This window comes from Curvibacter delicatus NBRC 14919, from assembly GCF_001592265.1.
Lineage (GTDB): Bacteria > Pseudomonadota > Gammaproteobacteria > Burkholderiales > Burkholderiaceae_C > Hylemonella > Hylemonella delicata.
In genome coordinates this window covers 157,582-174,071 of record NZ_BCWP01000002.1, presented here as the reverse complement: position 1 = coordinate 174,071, position 16,490 = coordinate 157,582, and the positions used below count along the sequence as shown (strand labels likewise).

General features: G+C 65.3%; 18 protein-coding genes. 14 read left to right on the top strand and 4 right to left on the bottom strand.

The window, feature by feature from the left end:
• Positions 1-227 precede the first annotated feature (227 nt).
• From CDE01S_RS02085 to CDE01S_RS02055, 7 genes are all read left to right on the top strand, one after another.
• Entirely contained in the window at positions 228-527 is a 300-nt protein-coding gene (locus tag CDE01S_RS02085; RefSeq protein WP_066702960.1) for a helix-turn-helix domain-containing protein, read from the top strand.
• A 144-nt stretch (positions 528-671) separates the two neighbouring features.
• The gene (locus CDE01S_RS02080; RefSeq protein ID WP_369406353.1) at positions 672-1,943 is read left to right on the top strand and encodes a Y-family DNA polymerase; all 1,272 of its coding nucleotides are present in this window, start codon (positions 672-674) and stop codon (positions 1,941-1,943) included.
• A gap of 85 nt (positions 1,944-2,028) precedes the next feature.
• Positions 2,029-2,592, top strand: a complete 564-nt coding sequence (locus CDE01S_RS02075) for a cytochrome b (protein ID WP_066702955.1) — start codon at positions 2,029-2,031, stop codon at positions 2,590-2,592.
• 20 nt (positions 2,593-2,612) lie between these two features.
• Positions 2,613-3,188: a YceI family protein gene (locus tag CDE01S_RS02070; RefSeq protein WP_084382635.1), complete on the top strand. Its 576-nt coding sequence runs from the start codon at positions 2,613-2,615 to the stop codon at positions 3,186-3,188.
• A gap of 36 nt (positions 3,189-3,224) precedes the next feature.
• Positions 3,225-3,806, top strand: coding sequence for a YceI family protein (locus CDE01S_RS02065; protein WP_066702953.1), 582 nt, complete (start codon positions 3,225-3,227; stop codon positions 3,804-3,806).
• Positions 3,807-3,956: 150 nt separating this feature from the next.
• Positions 3,957-4,727, top strand: a complete 771-nt coding sequence (locus tag CDE01S_RS02060; protein ID WP_066702951.1) for an FTR1 family protein — start codon at positions 3,957-3,959, stop codon at positions 4,725-4,727.
• 38 nt (positions 4,728-4,765) lie between these two features.
• Positions 4,766-5,722, top strand: a complete 957-nt coding sequence (locus CDE01S_RS02055; protein WP_084382637.1) for a TAXI family TRAP transporter solute-binding subunit — start codon at positions 4,766-4,768, stop codon at positions 5,720-5,722.
• Positions 5,723-5,740: 18 nt separating this feature from the next.
• Here CDE01S_RS02055 and CDE01S_RS02050 read toward each other — a convergent pair whose 3' ends face one another.
• Complete coding sequence (locus CDE01S_RS02050; RefSeq protein WP_066702946.1) at positions 5,741-6,199, bottom strand: Mpo1 family 2-hydroxy fatty acid dioxygenase; 459 nt, start codon at positions 6,197-6,199, stop codon at positions 5,741-5,743.
• Positions 6,200-6,338: 139 nt separating this feature from the next.
• Here CDE01S_RS02050 and egtD point away from each other — a divergent pair, with 139 nt between their 5' ends.
• Genes egtD through selD form a run of 3 tightly spaced genes read left to right on the top strand, consistent with a single transcriptional unit; the run spans position 6,339 to position 9,341 of the window.
• Positions 6,339-7,304 carry an L-histidine N(alpha)-methyltransferase gene (gene egtD, locus CDE01S_RS02045; RefSeq protein ID WP_245636083.1) on the top strand — a complete coding sequence of 322 codons (966 nt, stop codon included), beginning with the start codon at positions 6,339-6,341 and terminating at the stop codon, positions 7,302-7,304.
• Between the two features lie 4 nt (positions 7,305-7,308).
• Positions 7,309-8,280 carry a selenoneine biosynthesis selenosugar synthase SenB gene (gene senB / locus CDE01S_RS02040; RefSeq protein ID WP_066702942.1) on the top strand — a complete coding sequence of 324 codons (972 nt, stop codon included), beginning with the start codon at positions 7,309-7,311 and terminating at the stop codon, positions 8,278-8,280.
• A complete protein-coding gene (gene selD / locus CDE01S_RS02035; protein WP_066702941.1) occupies positions 8,277-9,341 on the top strand; it encodes a selenide, water dikinase SelD in 1,065 nt (354 codons plus the stop codon). The genes senB and selD overlap by 4 nt, the downstream gene beginning before the upstream one ends.
• A 17-nt stretch (positions 9,342-9,358) precedes the next feature.
• Here selD and CDE01S_RS02030 read toward each other — a convergent pair whose 3' ends face one another.
• The 3 genes from CDE01S_RS02030 to ftsY are packed head-to-tail and all read right to left on the bottom strand — an operon-like array spanning position 9,359 to position 12,377.
• On the bottom strand, positions 9,359-9,787 hold the full coding sequence (locus CDE01S_RS02030; RefSeq protein WP_066702939.1) for a hotdog fold thioesterase: 429 nt from the start codon (positions 9,785-9,787) through the stop codon (positions 9,359-9,361).
• A 23-nt stretch (positions 9,788-9,810) separates the two neighbouring features.
• Entirely contained in the window at positions 9,811-11,346 is a 1,536-nt protein-coding gene (scpC, locus tag CDE01S_RS02025; protein WP_066702937.1) for a succinyl-CoA:acetate CoA-transferase ScpC, read from the bottom strand.
• 11 nt (positions 11,347-11,357) lie between these two features.
• A complete protein-coding gene (gene ftsY, locus CDE01S_RS02020) occupies positions 11,358-12,377 on the bottom strand; it encodes a signal recognition particle-docking protein FtsY (protein ID WP_066702935.1) in 1,020 nt (339 codons plus the stop codon).
• Positions 12,378-12,405: 28 nt separating this feature from the next.
• Between ftsY and CDE01S_RS02015 the strand changes: the two genes are divergently transcribed.
• The 4 genes from CDE01S_RS02015 to CDE01S_RS02000 all read left to right on the top strand — a co-directional run bounded on the left by CDE01S_RS02015 (position 12,406) and on the right by CDE01S_RS02000 (position 16,458).
• Positions 12,406-13,791: a M16 family metallopeptidase gene (locus CDE01S_RS02015; protein ID WP_084382634.1), complete on the top strand. Its 1,386-nt coding sequence runs from the start codon at positions 12,406-12,408 to the stop codon at positions 13,789-13,791.
• Positions 13,792-13,800: 9 nt separating this feature from the next.
• Positions 13,801-15,225, top strand: a complete 1,425-nt coding sequence (locus CDE01S_RS02010; RefSeq protein WP_066702932.1) for a M16 family metallopeptidase — start codon at positions 13,801-13,803, stop codon at positions 15,223-15,225.
• Entirely contained in the window at positions 15,222-15,830 is a 609-nt protein-coding gene (gene rsmD, locus CDE01S_RS02005) for a 16S rRNA (guanine(966)-N(2))-methyltransferase RsmD (protein WP_066702930.1), read from the top strand. Before CDE01S_RS02010 ends, rsmD begins: the two co-directional genes overlap by 4 nt.
• A gap of 73 nt (positions 15,831-15,903) precedes the next feature.
• Positions 15,904-16,458, top strand: coding sequence for a YdeI/OmpD-associated family protein (locus tag CDE01S_RS02000; RefSeq protein ID WP_066702921.1), 555 nt, complete (start codon positions 15,904-15,906; stop codon positions 16,456-16,458).
• Positions 16,459-16,490: the final 32 nt, after the last annotated feature.

Sequence of the window (16,490 nt, the reverse complement as noted above, 5' to 3'; positions counted from 1 at the left end):
CATCCTCGGCGTCATCTACCTTGTCGTCAGGTATCTCTCTTTGAAGTATCGAGACTAAGTACCAGGGTTTGAACAATGCAATCTCGGCGGCGCGCCAATAAGCCTCGCCCGGCGCTCCGAAGAGGCTGTGCGACGCGGATCGATGAGCATCGTTGGTGATGAACATTGCAGCAAAATGAACACTATAGATTGTAGTCCTAAAGGATTCGAAGTGGGCAAATGACGGGATGCCGTCAGCATCCACAATTCAAAATCAGTTTGCGAAAGCTTTGAAGCGCGTGCGTGCGGCAACTGGCCGAACTCAAGAAGACTTCGCCCTTGTTTCCAGCAGAACATATATCAGCTCTCTGGAGCGAGGACAGAAGAGTCCAACGCTAAAGAAGATCGATGAATTGGCGCAGGTGCTGGGCATACATCCGCTCACTTTGTTGACGTTATCCTATGCAGTCGCGGACTCAGAACGCTTTGAGGACGAGATTCTTGATAGCGTGAAGCGGGAGTTGTCGGAGCTTCGCCGGCGTCAATAGTGACGATCCAGATTCAAACCAAATCGCGGCAGTTGAACGTGCGTTATTAATTTCATCTAATTCTCAATGGATTCGATGAAGGTGGCGGAACCGTCATATCAAGATATGTCGTTTCCATCTAAGTATGTGCTCCGTATAATCTATGTGAGCTGTGAACGTGTGTTCCGGCCCGACCTGAACGGGCGGCCGGTGGTGGTGCTGAGCAACAACGACGGCTGTGCCATCTCCCGCAGCAATGAGGCCAAGGCCTTGGGCATCCGTATGGGGGTACCCTGGTACCAGCTCCGGCCGCTGGTGCAGCGACATGGTCTGGTGGCCCTGTCGGCCAACTTTGCGCTGTATGGCGACATGTCCGACCGCATGATGAGCCTGCTGGCCACCCTGGGGGCACAGCAGGAGGTCTATTCCATCGACGAGTGCTTTGTCGATCTGGCGGGTGTGGGCGGCGACCTGACGCAACGCGGCCACCGCATGCGCGAGCAGCTGCTGCAATGGGTCGGCATTCCCAGCGGCATCGGCATCGGGCCCACCAAGACGCTGGCCAAGCTGGCCAATCACATTGCCAAGACCACCGCGCAGCAGCCCGGGCGCTACCCGGCGCAGCTGGCACAGGTCTGCAACCTGGGCGACCTGTCGCCCGGGGCGTTGCAGGCGGTTCTGGCGGCGACCCGGGTGGGGGAAGTCTGGGGAGTCGGCCGGCGGCTGGGAGCCCAGCTTGAGGCCTGCGGTCTTCACAGTGCGCTCGATCTGGCACAACTCGACCCCACCACGGTCCGGCGCCGCTGGTCGGTGGTGCTGGAACGCACGGTGCGTGAACTGCAGGGAACAGCCAGCATCGGGCTGGAGGAGGGCGGCCATGGCAAACGGCAGATTGCCGTGACCCGTTCCTTTGGCCAGCCAGTGACGGCATTGCCCGAGCTGGAGGAGGCGGTCACCGTGTTTGCCAGCCGCGCGGCCGAGAAGCTGCGGCGCCAGCACGGTGCGGCCGCGCAGGTGATGACCTACATCCGCACCAGCCCGTTCCGGCAGGCGTCGCAGTATTCGCGCGCCAGCGTGATGCCGCTGCCGCGGCCGAGCGGCGAGACGGGGGCCATCGTGCGTGCCGCACTTGCAGGCCTGCGCGCTACCTACCGGCCTGGGTTCAGTTATGCCAAGGCCGGGGTGTTGTTGTTGGACCTGCAGGCCGGCGCGGTACAGCAGGGCGAACTCGGGTTTGAGGCGTGCACACCGGAGCAGCGGCATGGCGCGCGCCTGAGCGACGTGCTCGACCGCCTGAACCAGCGCTACGGTCAGGACACGGTTTTTGTGGCCAGTGCCGGGCTGGGCGGCACACAGCGCGTGTGGTCAATGAAGCAGGAACATCGCTCTCCACGCTACACGACCTGTTGGGACGAGTTACCCGTAGCACACGCTTGAGACAGTGTTTAAATTCAATTTTTTTGAACTCAGTCAACAACACTATTCAAAAACAGGGAATCGCTCGCGGCCTAGACTTGCGTCCATGCCATCCAGCAATATTTCCCCAAAGCGCTACAGCGGTGTCGCCATCGTGCTGCACTGGCTGCTCGGCCTCGCCCTGATTGGCCTCTTCATCGTCGGCGTGTACATGACCGACCTGCCGTTTTCACCGCAGCGCCTCAAGCTCTACAACTGGCACAAGTGGGCTGGTGTCACGATCCTCACGCTGTCGTTGCTGCGTTTGCTGTGGCGCCTGACGCATCGTCCGCCGGCACTGCCCGACGCGATGGCCGCCGCCATGCCGCGCTGGCAGCACTGGGCGCACCATGGCACGCACCATGCGCTGTACGTGCTGTTTTTTGCTGTGCCCTTGCTGGGCTGGGCCTACAGCTCGGCGGCCGGTTTTCCCATCGTGCTGTTCGGTGTGCTGCCCCTGCCCGATTTCGTATCGGCCGACAAGGCGCTGGCCGAACTGATCAAGCCCTGGCACAAGTTCAGTGCCTTTGGCATGGCCGCGCTGGTGCTGCTGCACGTGGCGGCGGCGCTCAAGCATCAGTTGATCGACCGCGATGGCCTGCTCCTGCGCATGTTGCCGGGCCGTCGTTGAATTTTCCCCAAGGAGTTGTCATGAACCTCATTCAATCCGCATCCCGCCTGCTGCTGGTGCTGGCCGCACTCGGCGGCACCGGCACGGTGCTGGCCCAGCAGAAGCTGGTGCCGGCACAAAGCGAGATCGTGTTCGTCAGCAAGCAGATGGGCGTGCCGGTCGAGGGCCGCTTCAAGAAGTTTGATGCGCAGATCAGCTTCAACCCCGCCAAGCCCGACACCAGCAAGATCGCCTTCACGGTGGACACCGGCAGCGCCACCCTGGGTGTGCCCGAGACCGATGCCGAACTGCCCAAGCCCACCTGGTTCAATGTGCCCAAGTTCCCGCAGGCCACTTTCCAGTCCAGCAGTGTCAAGGGGCTGGGCGCGGGCAAGTTCGAAGTGGCCGGCAAGCTCAGCATCAAGGGCTTGAGCCGCGACGTGGTGGTGCCGGTGACGCTGACGCAAAACGGCGCGGCCACCACGGCCACGGGCACCTTCTCGCTCAAACGCCTGGCTTTCAAGATCGGCGAGAACGAGTGGTCTGACACCTCCATGGTGGCCGACGACGTGCAGGTCAAGTTCAAGCTCGCGCTCACTGGCGTGGGCAAGCTGTAATCCTTTTTTCAACCCTTCAAACGAGGAGTCTTTCCCATGCGCCAATCCAAGTTCGCTTTTGCTGTTGCCGCCGCTGCCACCCTGCTGGCAGGCGCCGCCCAAGCCCAGACCGCTACCTACGCAATTGACCCGACCCATACTTTCGCGACCTTCGAGATCAGCCACTTCGGTGCCTCGGTCAACCGCGGCCGCTTCGACAAGAAGGATGGCTCAGTGCAATTCGACAAGGCCGGCAAGAGCGGCAAGGTGGAACTGACCATTGACGTCACCTCCATCAACACCGGCACGGCAGCTTTCGACAAGCACCTGCAGAGCGCCGACCTGTTCGACACCGCCAAGCACCCGACCGCCAAGTTCGTGGCCGACAAGTTCAGCTTCAACGGCGACAAGGTGACCGAAGTGGCCGGCACCCTGACCCTGCTGGGCAAGACCAACCCCGTGACGCTGAAGGCCAACCAGTTCAACTGCTACCAGAGCCCCATGCTCAAGCGCGAAGTGTGCGGTGGCGACTTCGAGACCACCATCGACCGTACGGCCTACGGCATGAACTACGGCGTGGACTGGGGCTTCCCCAAGAACGTGCGCATCGTGGTGCAGGTGGAAGCCGTCAAGCAGTAAATTACTGGTTGCGATTTTCCTGGGCCGGCTTGGCAGCAAGCCGGCTTTTCTTTTTTTGATCGGTCACGCGCAGGCATTGGCAGTGCTTGACACCAGCCCGGAACGCGACTCTAATAAGAATCATTCTTATTTATATGCGTCTGACTCAATATGCTGGAAACACTGGTCATCGCCCTGCGTGAGGGGATCGAAGCCTTTCTCATCGTTGCCATCACGCTGGCCTACCTGCGCAAGACGGGCCGTGCGGCCCTGGCTCCCGCCGTCTACACCGGCACCGGCATGGCGCTGGTGCTGAGCGTGGTTGCTGCAGTGCTGTTGCGTGAGATGGTGGTCACACCCTTGTACGAAGGCGCACTGGCCCTGGTGGCCGCCGTATTGGTGGCCACCATGATGGTCTACATGACACGCGCCGCACGGCATCTGAGCAGCGACATCGGCCACAAGATCGAAGCTGCTGCGGCGCGCCAGACGGGCATGGCCTCTTTTGTCGCCATTGCGGGTTTCACGCTGCTGATGATCATCCGCGAAGGCATGGAAACCGCCTTCATGATCGCGTCGCTGATGGGGCAGGCTGACACGGCCTCCATGACCGTGGGCGCGCTGTTGGGGCTGCTGCTGGCTGCGGCCCTGGCCTGGGGCTGGTCGCGCTACGGCCATCGCGTCAACCTGGGCCGCTTCTTCCAGGTCACCACCATCTTCCTCGGCCTGTTCATCGTGCAACTGGCCATCTACGCCTTCCATGAATTCACCGAAGCCGGCGTGCTGCCGCTGGACAACGCCTACTGGCATATTGCGACCGAGCCCTACGGCCCCGAGGGGCAGTACGGCGCCTGGCTGTCCTATGCCCTGGTGCTGGTTCCGCTGGGTTGGCTGGCGCTGACCGTCTGGCGCGACCGCGCATCGGTGCGTTCCCAGGCCTGAAGTCGCACCGTTTCTGGCGCAAGCACCCGGCCGCAGACATGAGCACGCCCGACCTGATGCGCCGAGCCGTCTGCTGGCTGCCCTTGCTGGCCGGCCTGCCGGTCCGGGCGCAGGCGCCGATCGCCGTGTCACTGGGCACGGCCACGCCAGGCGGCGGTTTCCCGGTTTATGGTGATGCAGTGGCGCGCACCGTTCATCGCATCGACGCCGGGCTGCAGGTCCAGACGCGCCATACCAAGGGCAGTACTGAAAACATCCCGTTGCTGGAAGCCGGTCAGCTCGATCTCGGTCTGGTGCAGGGCGAGGCTGTGCATGAGGCCCTGGCCGGCATCGGTCGCGCACCGGCCCAGTTGTCGGTGGTGGCCGCCATGTATTCAACCGCCGGCATGTTCGTGGTGCGCGCTGACAGTCCCTACCGCAGCATCAGCGACCTCCAGGGCCAGCGTATTGCCTTCGGTGCCAAAGGCTCGGGCCTGGTGATCCTGGCGCGCTACGTGCTCGATGGTCTGGGGCTGGATGCGGACAAGGATTTCCAGGCGGTCTACCTTGATCGCGCAGGGGACGGCCCGGCCATGTTGGCGGATGGACGTGTGGCCGCGCTCTGGGGCGGTGGTTCGCAGTGGCCCGGTTTTGTTGCCGCCATGGGTTCACCAGGCGGTGGTCGTTTCATCGTGCCATCGGAGCAGGAGATCGAGCGCATCCTTGCCCGGCATGCGTTCCTGAAGCGGCAGACACTGGCGGCCGGCAGTTACCCGGGGCAGGCACAGGCGCTGGAATCAGTCGGTTCCTGGAGCTTCATCCTGGCCCGGCCCACGCTGGACGCCGAGATTGCCTACCGTTTCACGCGTGCCCTGCACCTGGGCGAACAGGCCTTGGCACGCGAACTGCCACAGGCCAGCGAGACCCGCGCCGTCAATACCGCGCGCCACGTGCCGCAACCCGCGTTGCTGCACCCGGGCACGCGCCGTTACTTGCAGGAAATCGGCGCGCTTTAGTAAGACGGTACGTGCGGTTTACCAGCGGATGCCGAGCTTTTCGAACAGCTTGCTCAGCACGAACAGCGGTCCGACCCAGAGGTACTGGATGTCTTCAAAGAAAGAGGGCTTCTTGCCTTCGAGCTTGTGGCCGATGAACTGGAAGATCCAGGCCACGACAAAGATGCCGGCACACAGCACCAGGCGCTGCTCGCCCATGGCATGCACCAGCGCCAGCACCAGGGCCGAGCCGGCCAGCATGGTGATGAAAAACACCAGCGACAGGCGAACGTAATAGACCATGCTGGCGGCGATGAAGGCATAGGCCACCAACGGGTGCAAGGCGTACATCAGGCCGACCAGGCTGAGCATGATCAGCGGGATGGCGATGAAGTGGATCAGTTCGTTGGTCGCGTGCCGGTGGCTCTCGCTGTAGTGGGCCAGCAATTGGTCAACACGGCGCGCGTTGGTTGGCGTTTCGTGGACAGCGGTGTTCATGGTGTTCTCCTCCAGATGTTGTTGTGTGGCGATTCTCGCACCGCTCAGGCGAGGACGCCAGCGGTGCAAACACGGGTGCCGCGCAGGGGCAATGGCATACGGCCCGGGGTAGTGGAGCGGCTCGGCTATAGTGCCGCGGATGAACCCGCCACCCATGCGCCAGCCGCAGTTCGTCCAGCTGCACCGGGAAGACCGTGCAGCCGTACATGCCGAACTGGTTGCCGGTCTGCTGGCGCCACAGGCCAGCCTGGCGCCCAAGTACCTGTACGACCCATTGGGCTCACGCCTGTTCGACGCCATCACCGCGCTGCCCGAGTACTACCCGACACGCACCGAAGCGGCCTTGCTGGTGGCGCATGGTGGCGCCATCGCAGCCCGGTTGCCGCAGGGTGCCACGCTGGTCGACCTGGGGGCCGGCAACTGCGAGAAGGCGGCACGCCTGTTTAACCTGCTGCAACCGGTGCGTTATGTGGCGGTCGATATCTCGGTGGATTTCCTGCGCACGGCACTGCAATGCCTGCAGCGGCAGTTTCCAGCGCTCGACATGCTGGGCGTGGGGCTCGATTTCTCGTCTGAACTGACGCTGCCGCCTGAGGCCGGGACTGGGCCGCGCCTGCTGTTCTACCCGGGCTCCAGCATCGGCAACTTCACGCCGCGGCAGGCGCTGGGTTTCCTGCGCCAGGTGCGCGCGGCAACCCAGGGCGGCGGTCTGCTGATCGGCGTCGATCTGGTGAAGCCGCTGGACATTCTGGAGCCGGCTTACGACGATGCGCTGGGTGTCACGGCAGCCTTCAACAAGAACCTGCTGCTGCATGTCAACGGCCTGCTCGGCAGCGACTTCCGTGTGCAGGACTGGCAACACGTGGCCTTTTTCAACCAGGCGCATTCGCGCATCGAGATGCATCTGCAGGCGCTGCATGATCTTGTGGTGCGTTGGCCCGGCGCAGAGCGTCGTTTCAAAGCAGGTGAGCGCATCCACACCGAGAATTCCTACAAATACCAGGCGTCAGACTTCGAGGCCTTGCTGCGCGAAGCCGGCTTCAGCCAGACCCAGGCCTGGACCGATGAACGCGGCTGGTTTGCGGTGTTCTGGGCGCAAGCTTGATGGCATGACAAAGCCCCTGGTCCTCATCGTCAGCCCGGCGCTGGCCGATGCCAACAACGGCAACTGGCAGACCGCCTGGCGCTGGTCGCGTCTGCTGGCGGGCCACTACCAAACCCGCATCGTCCAGGACTGGCAGGCCAGCCAGGGCGAGGAGGCCGTTGCCCTGCTGGCCCTGCACGCGCGCCGTTCGGCGGCCTCGATCCAGGCATGGGCGCAGGCGCATCCGGGCCGTGGCCTGGGGGTCGTGCTCACCGGCACCGACCTGTACCGCGACATCCAGACCGATGCCGCAGCGCAGCGTTCCCTGGCGTTGGCGCAGCGGCTGGTGGTGCTGCAGGCGCAGGGGCCGCAGGCCTTGCCGGTGGCGTACCGGGACAAGACGCGCGTCATCTTCCAGTCCACGTCAGCGCGGCGCGCGTGGCTCAAGAGCGATCGTCATCTGCGTGCCGTCATGGTGGGGCACCTGCGCGAAGAAAAATCCCCGGAGACCCTGTTTGCGGCTGCGCGCCTGTTGCGCAACCGCCCTGACATCCACATCGACCACATCGGCGCCGCACTGGCGCCGACCTTGGGTGAGCTGGCGCGGCAGACCGCGGCCGACTGTCCGAACTACCGTTGGCTCGGTGGCCTCGACCATGAGACGACGCGCCGGCGCATCCAGCGCGCCCACGTGCTGGTGCATGCCAGCCGCATGGAAGGTGGGGCGCATGCCATTCTGGAGGCGGTGTGCAGCGGCACGCCGGTGCTGGCCTCGCGCATCGACGGCAACGTCGGCATGCTGGGTGACGACTACGCCGGCTACTTCCCCTGGGGCGATGCGGCCGCATTGGCTGAACTGCTGCAGCGCTGCCGCGACGACAGCAGCATGATTCCTGCCTTGCAGGCACAATGCAGTCTGCGTGCGCCACTCTTCGAGCCGGCCGCCGAACGTGCTGCCCTGCTGGCACTGCTGACCGAATTGATACACACACCATGACTGCCAACACCTCCTCCAAGTCCGAACCTCGCCTGACCTCGCTCTCGCATGGCGGCGGCTGCGGCTGCAAGATCGCCCCCGGCGTGCTGTCGGACATCCTCAAGAGCGGCATTGGCATGCCGGTGCCACCGGAGTTGCTGGTGGGCATCGAGACCGCCGACGATGCCGCCGTCTACCAGCTCAATGACGAGCAGGCGCTGATCGCCACCACCGACTTCTTCATGCCCATCGTCGACGATCCGTTCGACTTCGGCCGCATTGCCGCCACCAACGCCATCTCCGACGTCTACGCCATGGGCGGCAAGCCCATCATGGCGCTGGCACTCGTCGGCATGCCCATCAACGTGCTGTCGACCGACACCATCGGCCAGATCCTGGCCGGCGGCCAGGCGGTGTGCAAGGCCGCAGGCATTCCGATTGCCGGCGGCCACACCATCGACTCGGTCGAGCCGATCTACGGCCTGGTGGCCATGGGCCTGGTGCATCCCAAGCGCGTCAAGCGCAACGCCGACGCGCGTGTGGGCGATCGCCTGATCCTGGGCAAGCCGCTCGGGGTGGGTGTGCTGTCGGCCGCGCTGAAAAAAGAACAGCTGGATGCCGCCGGCTACGCGCAGATGATCGCCACGACGACCCAGCTCAACACGCCGGGGCCGGAGCTGGCCGCACTCGATGGCGTGCATGCGCTGACCGATGTCACCGGTTTCGGCCTGGCCGGCCACGGGCTGGAACTGGCCCGCGGCGCGGGCTGCACGGTGCAGATCGACTGGGCTCATGTGCCCTTGCTCAAGGGCGTGCGTGAACTGGCCGCCCAGGGCATGGTCACTGGTGCCTCCGGCCGCAACTGGGCCGGTTATGGTGCGTCTGTCACGCTGCCGGCCGGTTTTGCTGCGGTGGACCAGGCACTGCTGAGCGATCCGCAGACCAGCGGTGGCCTGCTGGTGTCGTGCACGCCCGAAACGGTGGAGCAGGTGCTGGCGATCTTCCGCCAGCACGGTTTTGAGGCCGCGGCCGAGATCGGCGAGATCACGGCCGACGGTGTCGGCCGGCTGGTGGTGCGTTAAATCAGCGCAGGGCTGGCTCAGCCCTTGGGGGCCAGCACCGCCATGGTGATGCGCGAGGTGCAGGTCATGTCACCGTCTTCGTTGCGCATGTCGATCTGCCAGACCTGGGTGGTGCGGCCGATGTGCACCGGCCGCGCAGTGCCGGTGACCCAGCCGCTCTTCACGCCGCGCAGGTGGTTGGCATTGATGTCCAGCCCCACGGCCTGGTGGCCTTCGGGCGCGGCGAATGCGGCACCGCAGGAGCCCAGCGTTTCGGCCAGGACCACGCTCACCCCACCGTGCAACAGGCCGTAGGGCTGGCGTGTGCGGTCGTCCACCGGAATGCGGCCGACGATGAAGTCGTCACCGACTTCCAGGAACTCAAGGCCCAGGTGCGCGCCTGCCGTGTTGCGCATGAGCCCGTTCAGGATGTCAACGGAGATGGGGGTTTTCCAGATGGCTGGCATGGTGCAGTTTGCTCACGGAGGTCTCAGGCCTTGGGCAGCATGCGCCCCTCGCGTTCGTAGCGGCTGTGCCACGACAGCGCTTCGTCCAGCAGATGCGGCGTGTGCATGCCGGCCAAGCCGTTGAGGGCATGGCGCTCGGCGCGCGCCACATAGTCGCGCAGCGCAGGCTGGAAATCAGGATGGGCGCAGTGCTCGATCACCACCGAGGCGCGCTGGCGCGGCGCCAGGCCGCGCAGGTCAGCCAGACCCTGTTCAGTGACGATGATCTGCACGTCGTGCTCGGTGTGGTCCACATGCGAGGCCATGGGCACGATGCAGGAGATGGCACCGCCCTTGGCGGTGGACGGCGTCATGAACATCGACAGGTAGGCGTTGCGGGCAAAGTCGCCCGAGCCGCCGATGCCGTTCATGATGCGCGTGCCCATCAGGTGGGTGGAGTTGACGTTGCCGTAGATGTCGGCCTCGATCATGCCGTTCATCGAGATCACGCCCAGGCGGCGGATGATTTCCGGGTGGTTGCTGATCTCCTGCGGGCGCAGCACGATGCGCTGGCGGTAGAAGTCGATGTTGGCCAGGAAGTCTTCCATCGCCGTCGGGCTGAGCGACAGCGCGGTAGCCGAGGCCATGCGCATCTTGCCCGAGCGCAGCATCTCCAGCATGCCGTCCTGCAGCACCTCGGTGTAGCCGGTCAGGTTGTTGAACGGCCCCTGGTTCAGGCCCGACAGCACGGCATTGGCGATGTTGCCCACCCCCGACTGCAGCGGCAGCAATTCGCGCGGCAGCCGGCCCTTTTTGACTTCGTGTTCCAGGAATTCCAGGATGTGGCCGGCAATGCGCTGCGACATCTCGTCCGGCGGCGTGAAGGTGGTGTTGCGGTCCGGCAGGTGCGTCTCCACGATGGCCACGATCTTGGCCGGGTCGCAGCGCAGGTAGTTGTCGCCGATGCGGTCGCCAGGGCCGGTCATCGGGATCGGCTTGCGGTTCGGCGGCAATTCGGTGCCGTAGTAGATGTCGTGCATGCCCTCCAGGCCCAGGGGCTGCATGGAGTTGACTTCCAGGATCACCTTGTCGGCCTGCTCCAGCCAGGTCTTGTTGTTGCCGACCGACGAGGCGGGAATCAGCCGGCCGTCTTCCAGGATGCCGGCCACCTCGATCACCGCCACGTTGAGCTTGCCGAGGAAACCGAACCAGACGAACTGTGCCACGTGCGAGAGGTGGATGTCGATGTAGTCCATCTGCCCAGCGTTGATGCGTTCGCGGCAGGTCGGGTCGGACTGGTAGGGCAGGCGCATCTCGATGCCGCCGACCTTGGCCAGCGCGCCGTCCAGTTCGGGCGCGGTGGAGGCGCCAGTCCAGACGCCGATGCGGAAGTGGTTGCCTCCCTGGTTGGCCCGCTCAATCTGGCGCGCCAGCGCCTGCGGAATCACCTTGGGGTAACCGGCCCCGGTGAAACCGCTCATGCCAACGTGGTCGCCGTGCTGGATGAAGGCGGCCGCCGCCTCGGCGGACATGACTTTCTGGCGCAGCCCCGGATGGGCGATGCGTGCGTTCTGGCTCATACGAAAAACTTTCAGGAAAGCAGGGCTTGTGCGAATTCGCGCGCGTTGAAGGTTTCCAGCTCGTCGAGCTTTTCACCCACGCCGATGAAGTAGACCGGGACCGGCCGTTCGCGTGCAATCGCCGCCAGCACGCCGCCTTTGGCGGTGCCGTCGAGCTTGGTCACGATCAGTCCCGTGAGTTGCAGTGCGTCGTCAAAGGCGCGCACCTGGGCCAGCGCGTTCTGGCCGGTATTGCCGTCGATCACCAGCAGCACCTCATGCGGCGCCGTTTCGTCGGCCTTCTGCACCACGCGCTTGATCTTGCGCAGCTCCTCCATCAGGTGCAACTGCGTCGGCAGGCGCCCGGCGGTGTCCACCAGCACCACGTCCTTGCCGCGTGCGCGGCCGGCGCTCACCGCATCGAAACACACCGCGGCTGGGTCGGCACCTTCCTGGCTGATGATCTCCACCCGGTTGCGGTCGGCCCAGACGCCGAGCTGCTCGCGTGCCGCGGCACGGAAGGTGTCGGCCGCGGCCAGCAGCACCGTGGCACCTTCGTTGGAGAGGTGGTGCGTGAGCTTGCCGATGGAGGTGGTCTTGCCGGCACCGTTGACGCCGGCCACCATGATGACGGTGGGCTTGTGCTCGCCGATCACCAGCGGTTTTTCCAGCGGCGCTAGCAGCTCGGCCAGTGCGTCGGCCAGCAGGCCCTTGACGGCGGCGGGCTCGGTGGTCTTGCTCTCCTTCACGCGGCGCTTGAGGTCTTCCAGTAGGTGCTCGGTGGCCTTGACGCCGGTGTCGGCCATCAGCAGGGCCGCTTCCAGCTCCTCGTACAGCGCATCGTCAATCTGCGTGCCGGTGAACACCGTGGTGAGGCTGGAGCCGGTCTTGCGCAGGCCGGACTTGAGCTTGTCGAGCCAGGACTGGCGCGTCGGGGCCGCAATGGGAGCTACGGGCGGGGCTGCGGCAGGCGCGGCCGGAGCTGTCACACTGGGGGTGGCAGCATCGGCAGGGGCCGGTGCAGGGGATTTCTTCTTGAAAAAACTGAACATGTGGGGCGTTCTTAGAATCCCCAATTCTATGAAACGCATCCTTTCCCTTGTTTTCTGCGCTTTTCTGGGCCTTCCGGCCGCCGCGCAGGCGCCGGCCCAAGCCGCGCAATTCACCCTCGCCAACGGCATGACGCTCATCGTCGCGCCCGACCGGCGTGCCCCCACGGCCGTGCACATGGTCTGGCTGCGCGTCGGCGCCATGGACGAGGTGGACGGCACCAGCGGCGTGGCGCACGTGCTGGAGCACATGATGTTCAAGGGCACGCGCAAGCTCCAGCCCGGCGAGTTCTCGCGCCGTGTGGCCGCCCTGGGCGGGCGTGAAAACGCCTTCACCGGGCAGGACTACACCGGTTACTACCAGCAGATCCCGGCCGCGCGCCTGGCCGACGTGATGCAGCTGGAGGCCGACCGTTTTGCCAACAACCGCTGGTCCGACGACGAGTTCCGCAAGGAACTGGAGGTGGTGAAGGAAGAACGCCGCATGCGCACCGAAGACAACCCGCGCGCCCTGCTGTACGAGTCGCTCAACGCCGCCACCTTCCAGGCCGCGCCCTACCGCCGCCCGATCGTGGGCTGGATGAGTGACCTCGACGCCATGACGCCCGACGACGCCCGCGCCTTCTACCGCCGCTGGTACGTGCCGGCCAACGCCGTGGTGGTGGTGGCCGGTGATGTGAATGTGCAGAAGGTCAAGCGCCTGGCCGAGTTGACCTACGGCCGCATCCCGGCCCGCGCCGTGCCGGCGCGCAAGCCGCTGACGGAGCCGCCGCAGATGGGCTTGCGCCGCATCGAGGTCAAGGCGCCGGCCGAGCAGGCCTACGTGGCGCTGGCCTTCAAGGTGCCGGGCCTGCAGTCCCTGACGGCACCCACCGCGCAGGACGACGACGCCCTGGCGCTGACGGTGCTGGCCGCCGTGCTCGACGGTTACAGCGGTGCCCGGCTGGAGCGGGCGCTCACCCAGGGCCCCGATCGCCTGGCCGACGGCGCCGGCGCTTCCAATGGCTTGCTCGGGCGCGGGCCGCAGCTGTTTGTGCTCGACGGCGTGCCGGCTCCGGGCAAGACGGCGGCGCAGCTGGAAGCCGCGCTGCGCGAGCAGGTGGTCCGTGTGGCGCGTGAAGGCATTTCTGCCGCCGAGCTGGAGCGCGTCAAAACCCAGTGGGTGGCCAGCGAGGTCTACAAGCGCGATTCGGTCATGAACCAGGCGCGCGAGCTCGGCAGCCAGTGGGTGCAGGGCCTGCCGCTCGATGCCAGCGAACGCCTGCTGACCCGTCTGCGCGCCATCACGGCCGAGCAGGTGCAGGCGGTGGCCGCACGTTACTTTGGCGACGATCAGCTCACGGTGGCGCATCTGCTGCCGCAGCCGCTCGATCCGAACCGCCCGCGGCGCCAGGCACCGGCCGGCAGCCGCCACTGAGGAATGTCCATGTTTGCTATTAAAAACGTAGCTGTTTGCGCAGTTATCACGGGGGCTGTAGCCTTGTTTGGCATGCAATCCGCGCAGGCGGCGCTGCCCGTCCAGCACTGGGTGCAGCCGTCCGGTGTGGCGGTCTACCTGGTGGAAAGCCCGGCCGTGCCGATGGTGGATGTGCAGGTCGACTTCGACGCCGGCAATCGGCGCGACCCGGCGGAGAAAGCCGGCCTGGCCAATGTGACCGCGGGCATGACGACCAAGGGCGTGCGGGCGATCGGCAGCGTGAGCGCCGCCGGGCCGTCCCAAGGCGCGAAGGCCCCCTCGGGGGGCAGCGTCGTACGCGAAGCGACAAGCGTGGGGGCTTATGACTCGGCGCTGGACGAGAACGCCCTGGGCGAGGCCTGGGCCGACCTGGGCGCCGCCTTCAGTGCCGGTGCCAGCAACGACCGCATGAGCTTCTCGCTGCGCTCGCTCACCTACCCCGACCTGCTGGCCCGGGCCGTTGCGCTGGCAGCGCGCCAGCTGGCCGAACCCAGCTTCCCGCCAGACGTCTGGCTGCGCGAACGTGAACGCCTGTCGGCTGCCATCCGCGAGGCCAACACCCGGCCCGGCACGGTGGCCGGGCGGGCCTTTGCGCAAGCGGTTTATGGTGCGCACCCTTACGGCTACGAGATGACCGAGGAAACGCTGGCCCGCATCAGCGTGGCCGACATGCAGGCCCAGCATGCGCGCCTGCTGCCTTGCCGCGCCAAGGTCAGCATCGTCGGTGCCGTCACGCGCGCGCAGGCCGATGCCCTGGTGCAGCAGCTGTTTGCGCGGCTGCCCACAACCGCCTGTGAGGCGCAGCCGGCCGTGGCTGAAGTGGCGCCACTGGCCGCAGCGGTGGAGCGCATCATTCCGTTCGATTCGGCCCAGGCCCATGTGCTGATCGGCCAGCCCGGCTTCAAGCACGACGACCCGGATTTCTTTCCCCTCACCGTGGGTAACTACATCCTGGGCGGTGGCGGGTTCGTCTCGCGCCTGACCACCGAGGTGCGCGAGAAGCGCGGCTTGAGCTACAGCACCTACAGCTACTTCGCCCCGGCGCTGCATGCCGGCGCCTACACCGTGGGCCTGCAGACCCGGCCCGACCAGGCGGCGCAGGCGGTGCAGGTGGCACGCGAGGTGGTGCGCAAGTTCGTGGCCGAGGGGCCGACCGATGCGGAACTGAAAGCGGCCAAGGACAACCTGATCGGCGGCTTTGCGCTGCGCATCGACAGCAACCGCAAGCTGCTCGGCAGCGTGGCCAACATCGCCTGGTATGGCCTGCCGCTGGACTACCTCGACACCTGGACGCAGCAGGTGGCACGTGTGACGGTGGCCGACATCAAGGCCGCCTTCCTGCGCAAGTTGCAGCCCGAACGCATGGTGACGGTGGTGGTCGGAGGCAAGCCGTGAAGCCATCCCCCCAACACAAGCCCGCCGCCAAGAAGACCACGGCCCGCGTTGCCGCGGGCGAGGTCCGCATCATCGGCGGCCAGTGGAAGCGCAGCAAGCTGCCGGTGGCCGACAAACCCGGCCTGCGTCCCACGCCTGACCGCGTGCGTGAAACCCTGTTCAACTGGCTTGGGCAGGACCTCACCGGCTGGCGTTGTGTGGACGCCTTTGCCGGTACCGGCGCTTTGGGCTTCGAGGCCGCCTCGCGCGGCGCGTTGCAGGTGCAGTTGGTGGAGCAGGACGCGACACTCATTGCCCAGCTCAAGAAGATCAAGGAACAGCTGAAGGCCGAGGCGGTGCAGGTGCAGCGCGGTGACGGCATCACCGCCCTCAAGCAACTGCCGCCGGCCAGTGCCGATCTGATTTTTCTTGATCCGCCGTTTGATGCCGCGTTGTTCGACGCCGCCTTGCAGGCGGCCGCGCGTGCGGTGGCGCCTGGTGGCTACATCTACCTGGAAGCGCCGAGCGCCTGGGGCGACGAGCAGCTCACCCCGCTGGGGCTGACGCTGTACCGCCACCTCAAGGCGGGGGCGGTGCATGCGCACTTGCTGCAGCCGCTGGCCTGATCCGCTTTCATGAGGTGCCTGGTGAACGGACAAGGAACGGCCCAGACCCACTGCCACCGGGAGCACGAATAGCATGCCCACTTTCTTCAAGACAGCGTCTGAGTTCGGTGCCTGGCTTGCCAAGCATGCGGCGACGGAGTCCGAGCTGATCGTCGGTTTTTACAAGCGCGACAGCGGCCAACCGAGCATGAGCTGGCCGGAGTCGGTTGACGAGGCGCTGTGCCATGGCTGGATCGATGGCGTGCGCAAACGCATTGATGAACATGCGTACCTGATCCGCTTTACGCCCCGCAAGACGACCTCGACCTGGAGCGCGATCAACATCGGGCGGGTGCATGTTCTTCAGTGCGCGGGTCGGATGACAGAAGCCGGCTTGCGGGCGTACTCGCATCGGCGCGAGGCCAAGTCGAAGATCTACGCTTACGAGCAGACTGATAACGCCAGCCTGGAGCCAGCGCAAGAGGCGTTGTTTCGCAAGAACAAAAAAGCCTGGAAGTTTTTCGAAGCGCAAACACCGCGATACCGCCACCAGATGATCTGGCGCATCATCAGTGCCAAGCGGGCCGAGACACGCCAAGCGCGCTTGGCCAAGCTGATCGCGGCCTCGGAAAACGGTCTTCGGCTCTGAAACCGCGTACACAGCCCGTTCACCTGTGAGGC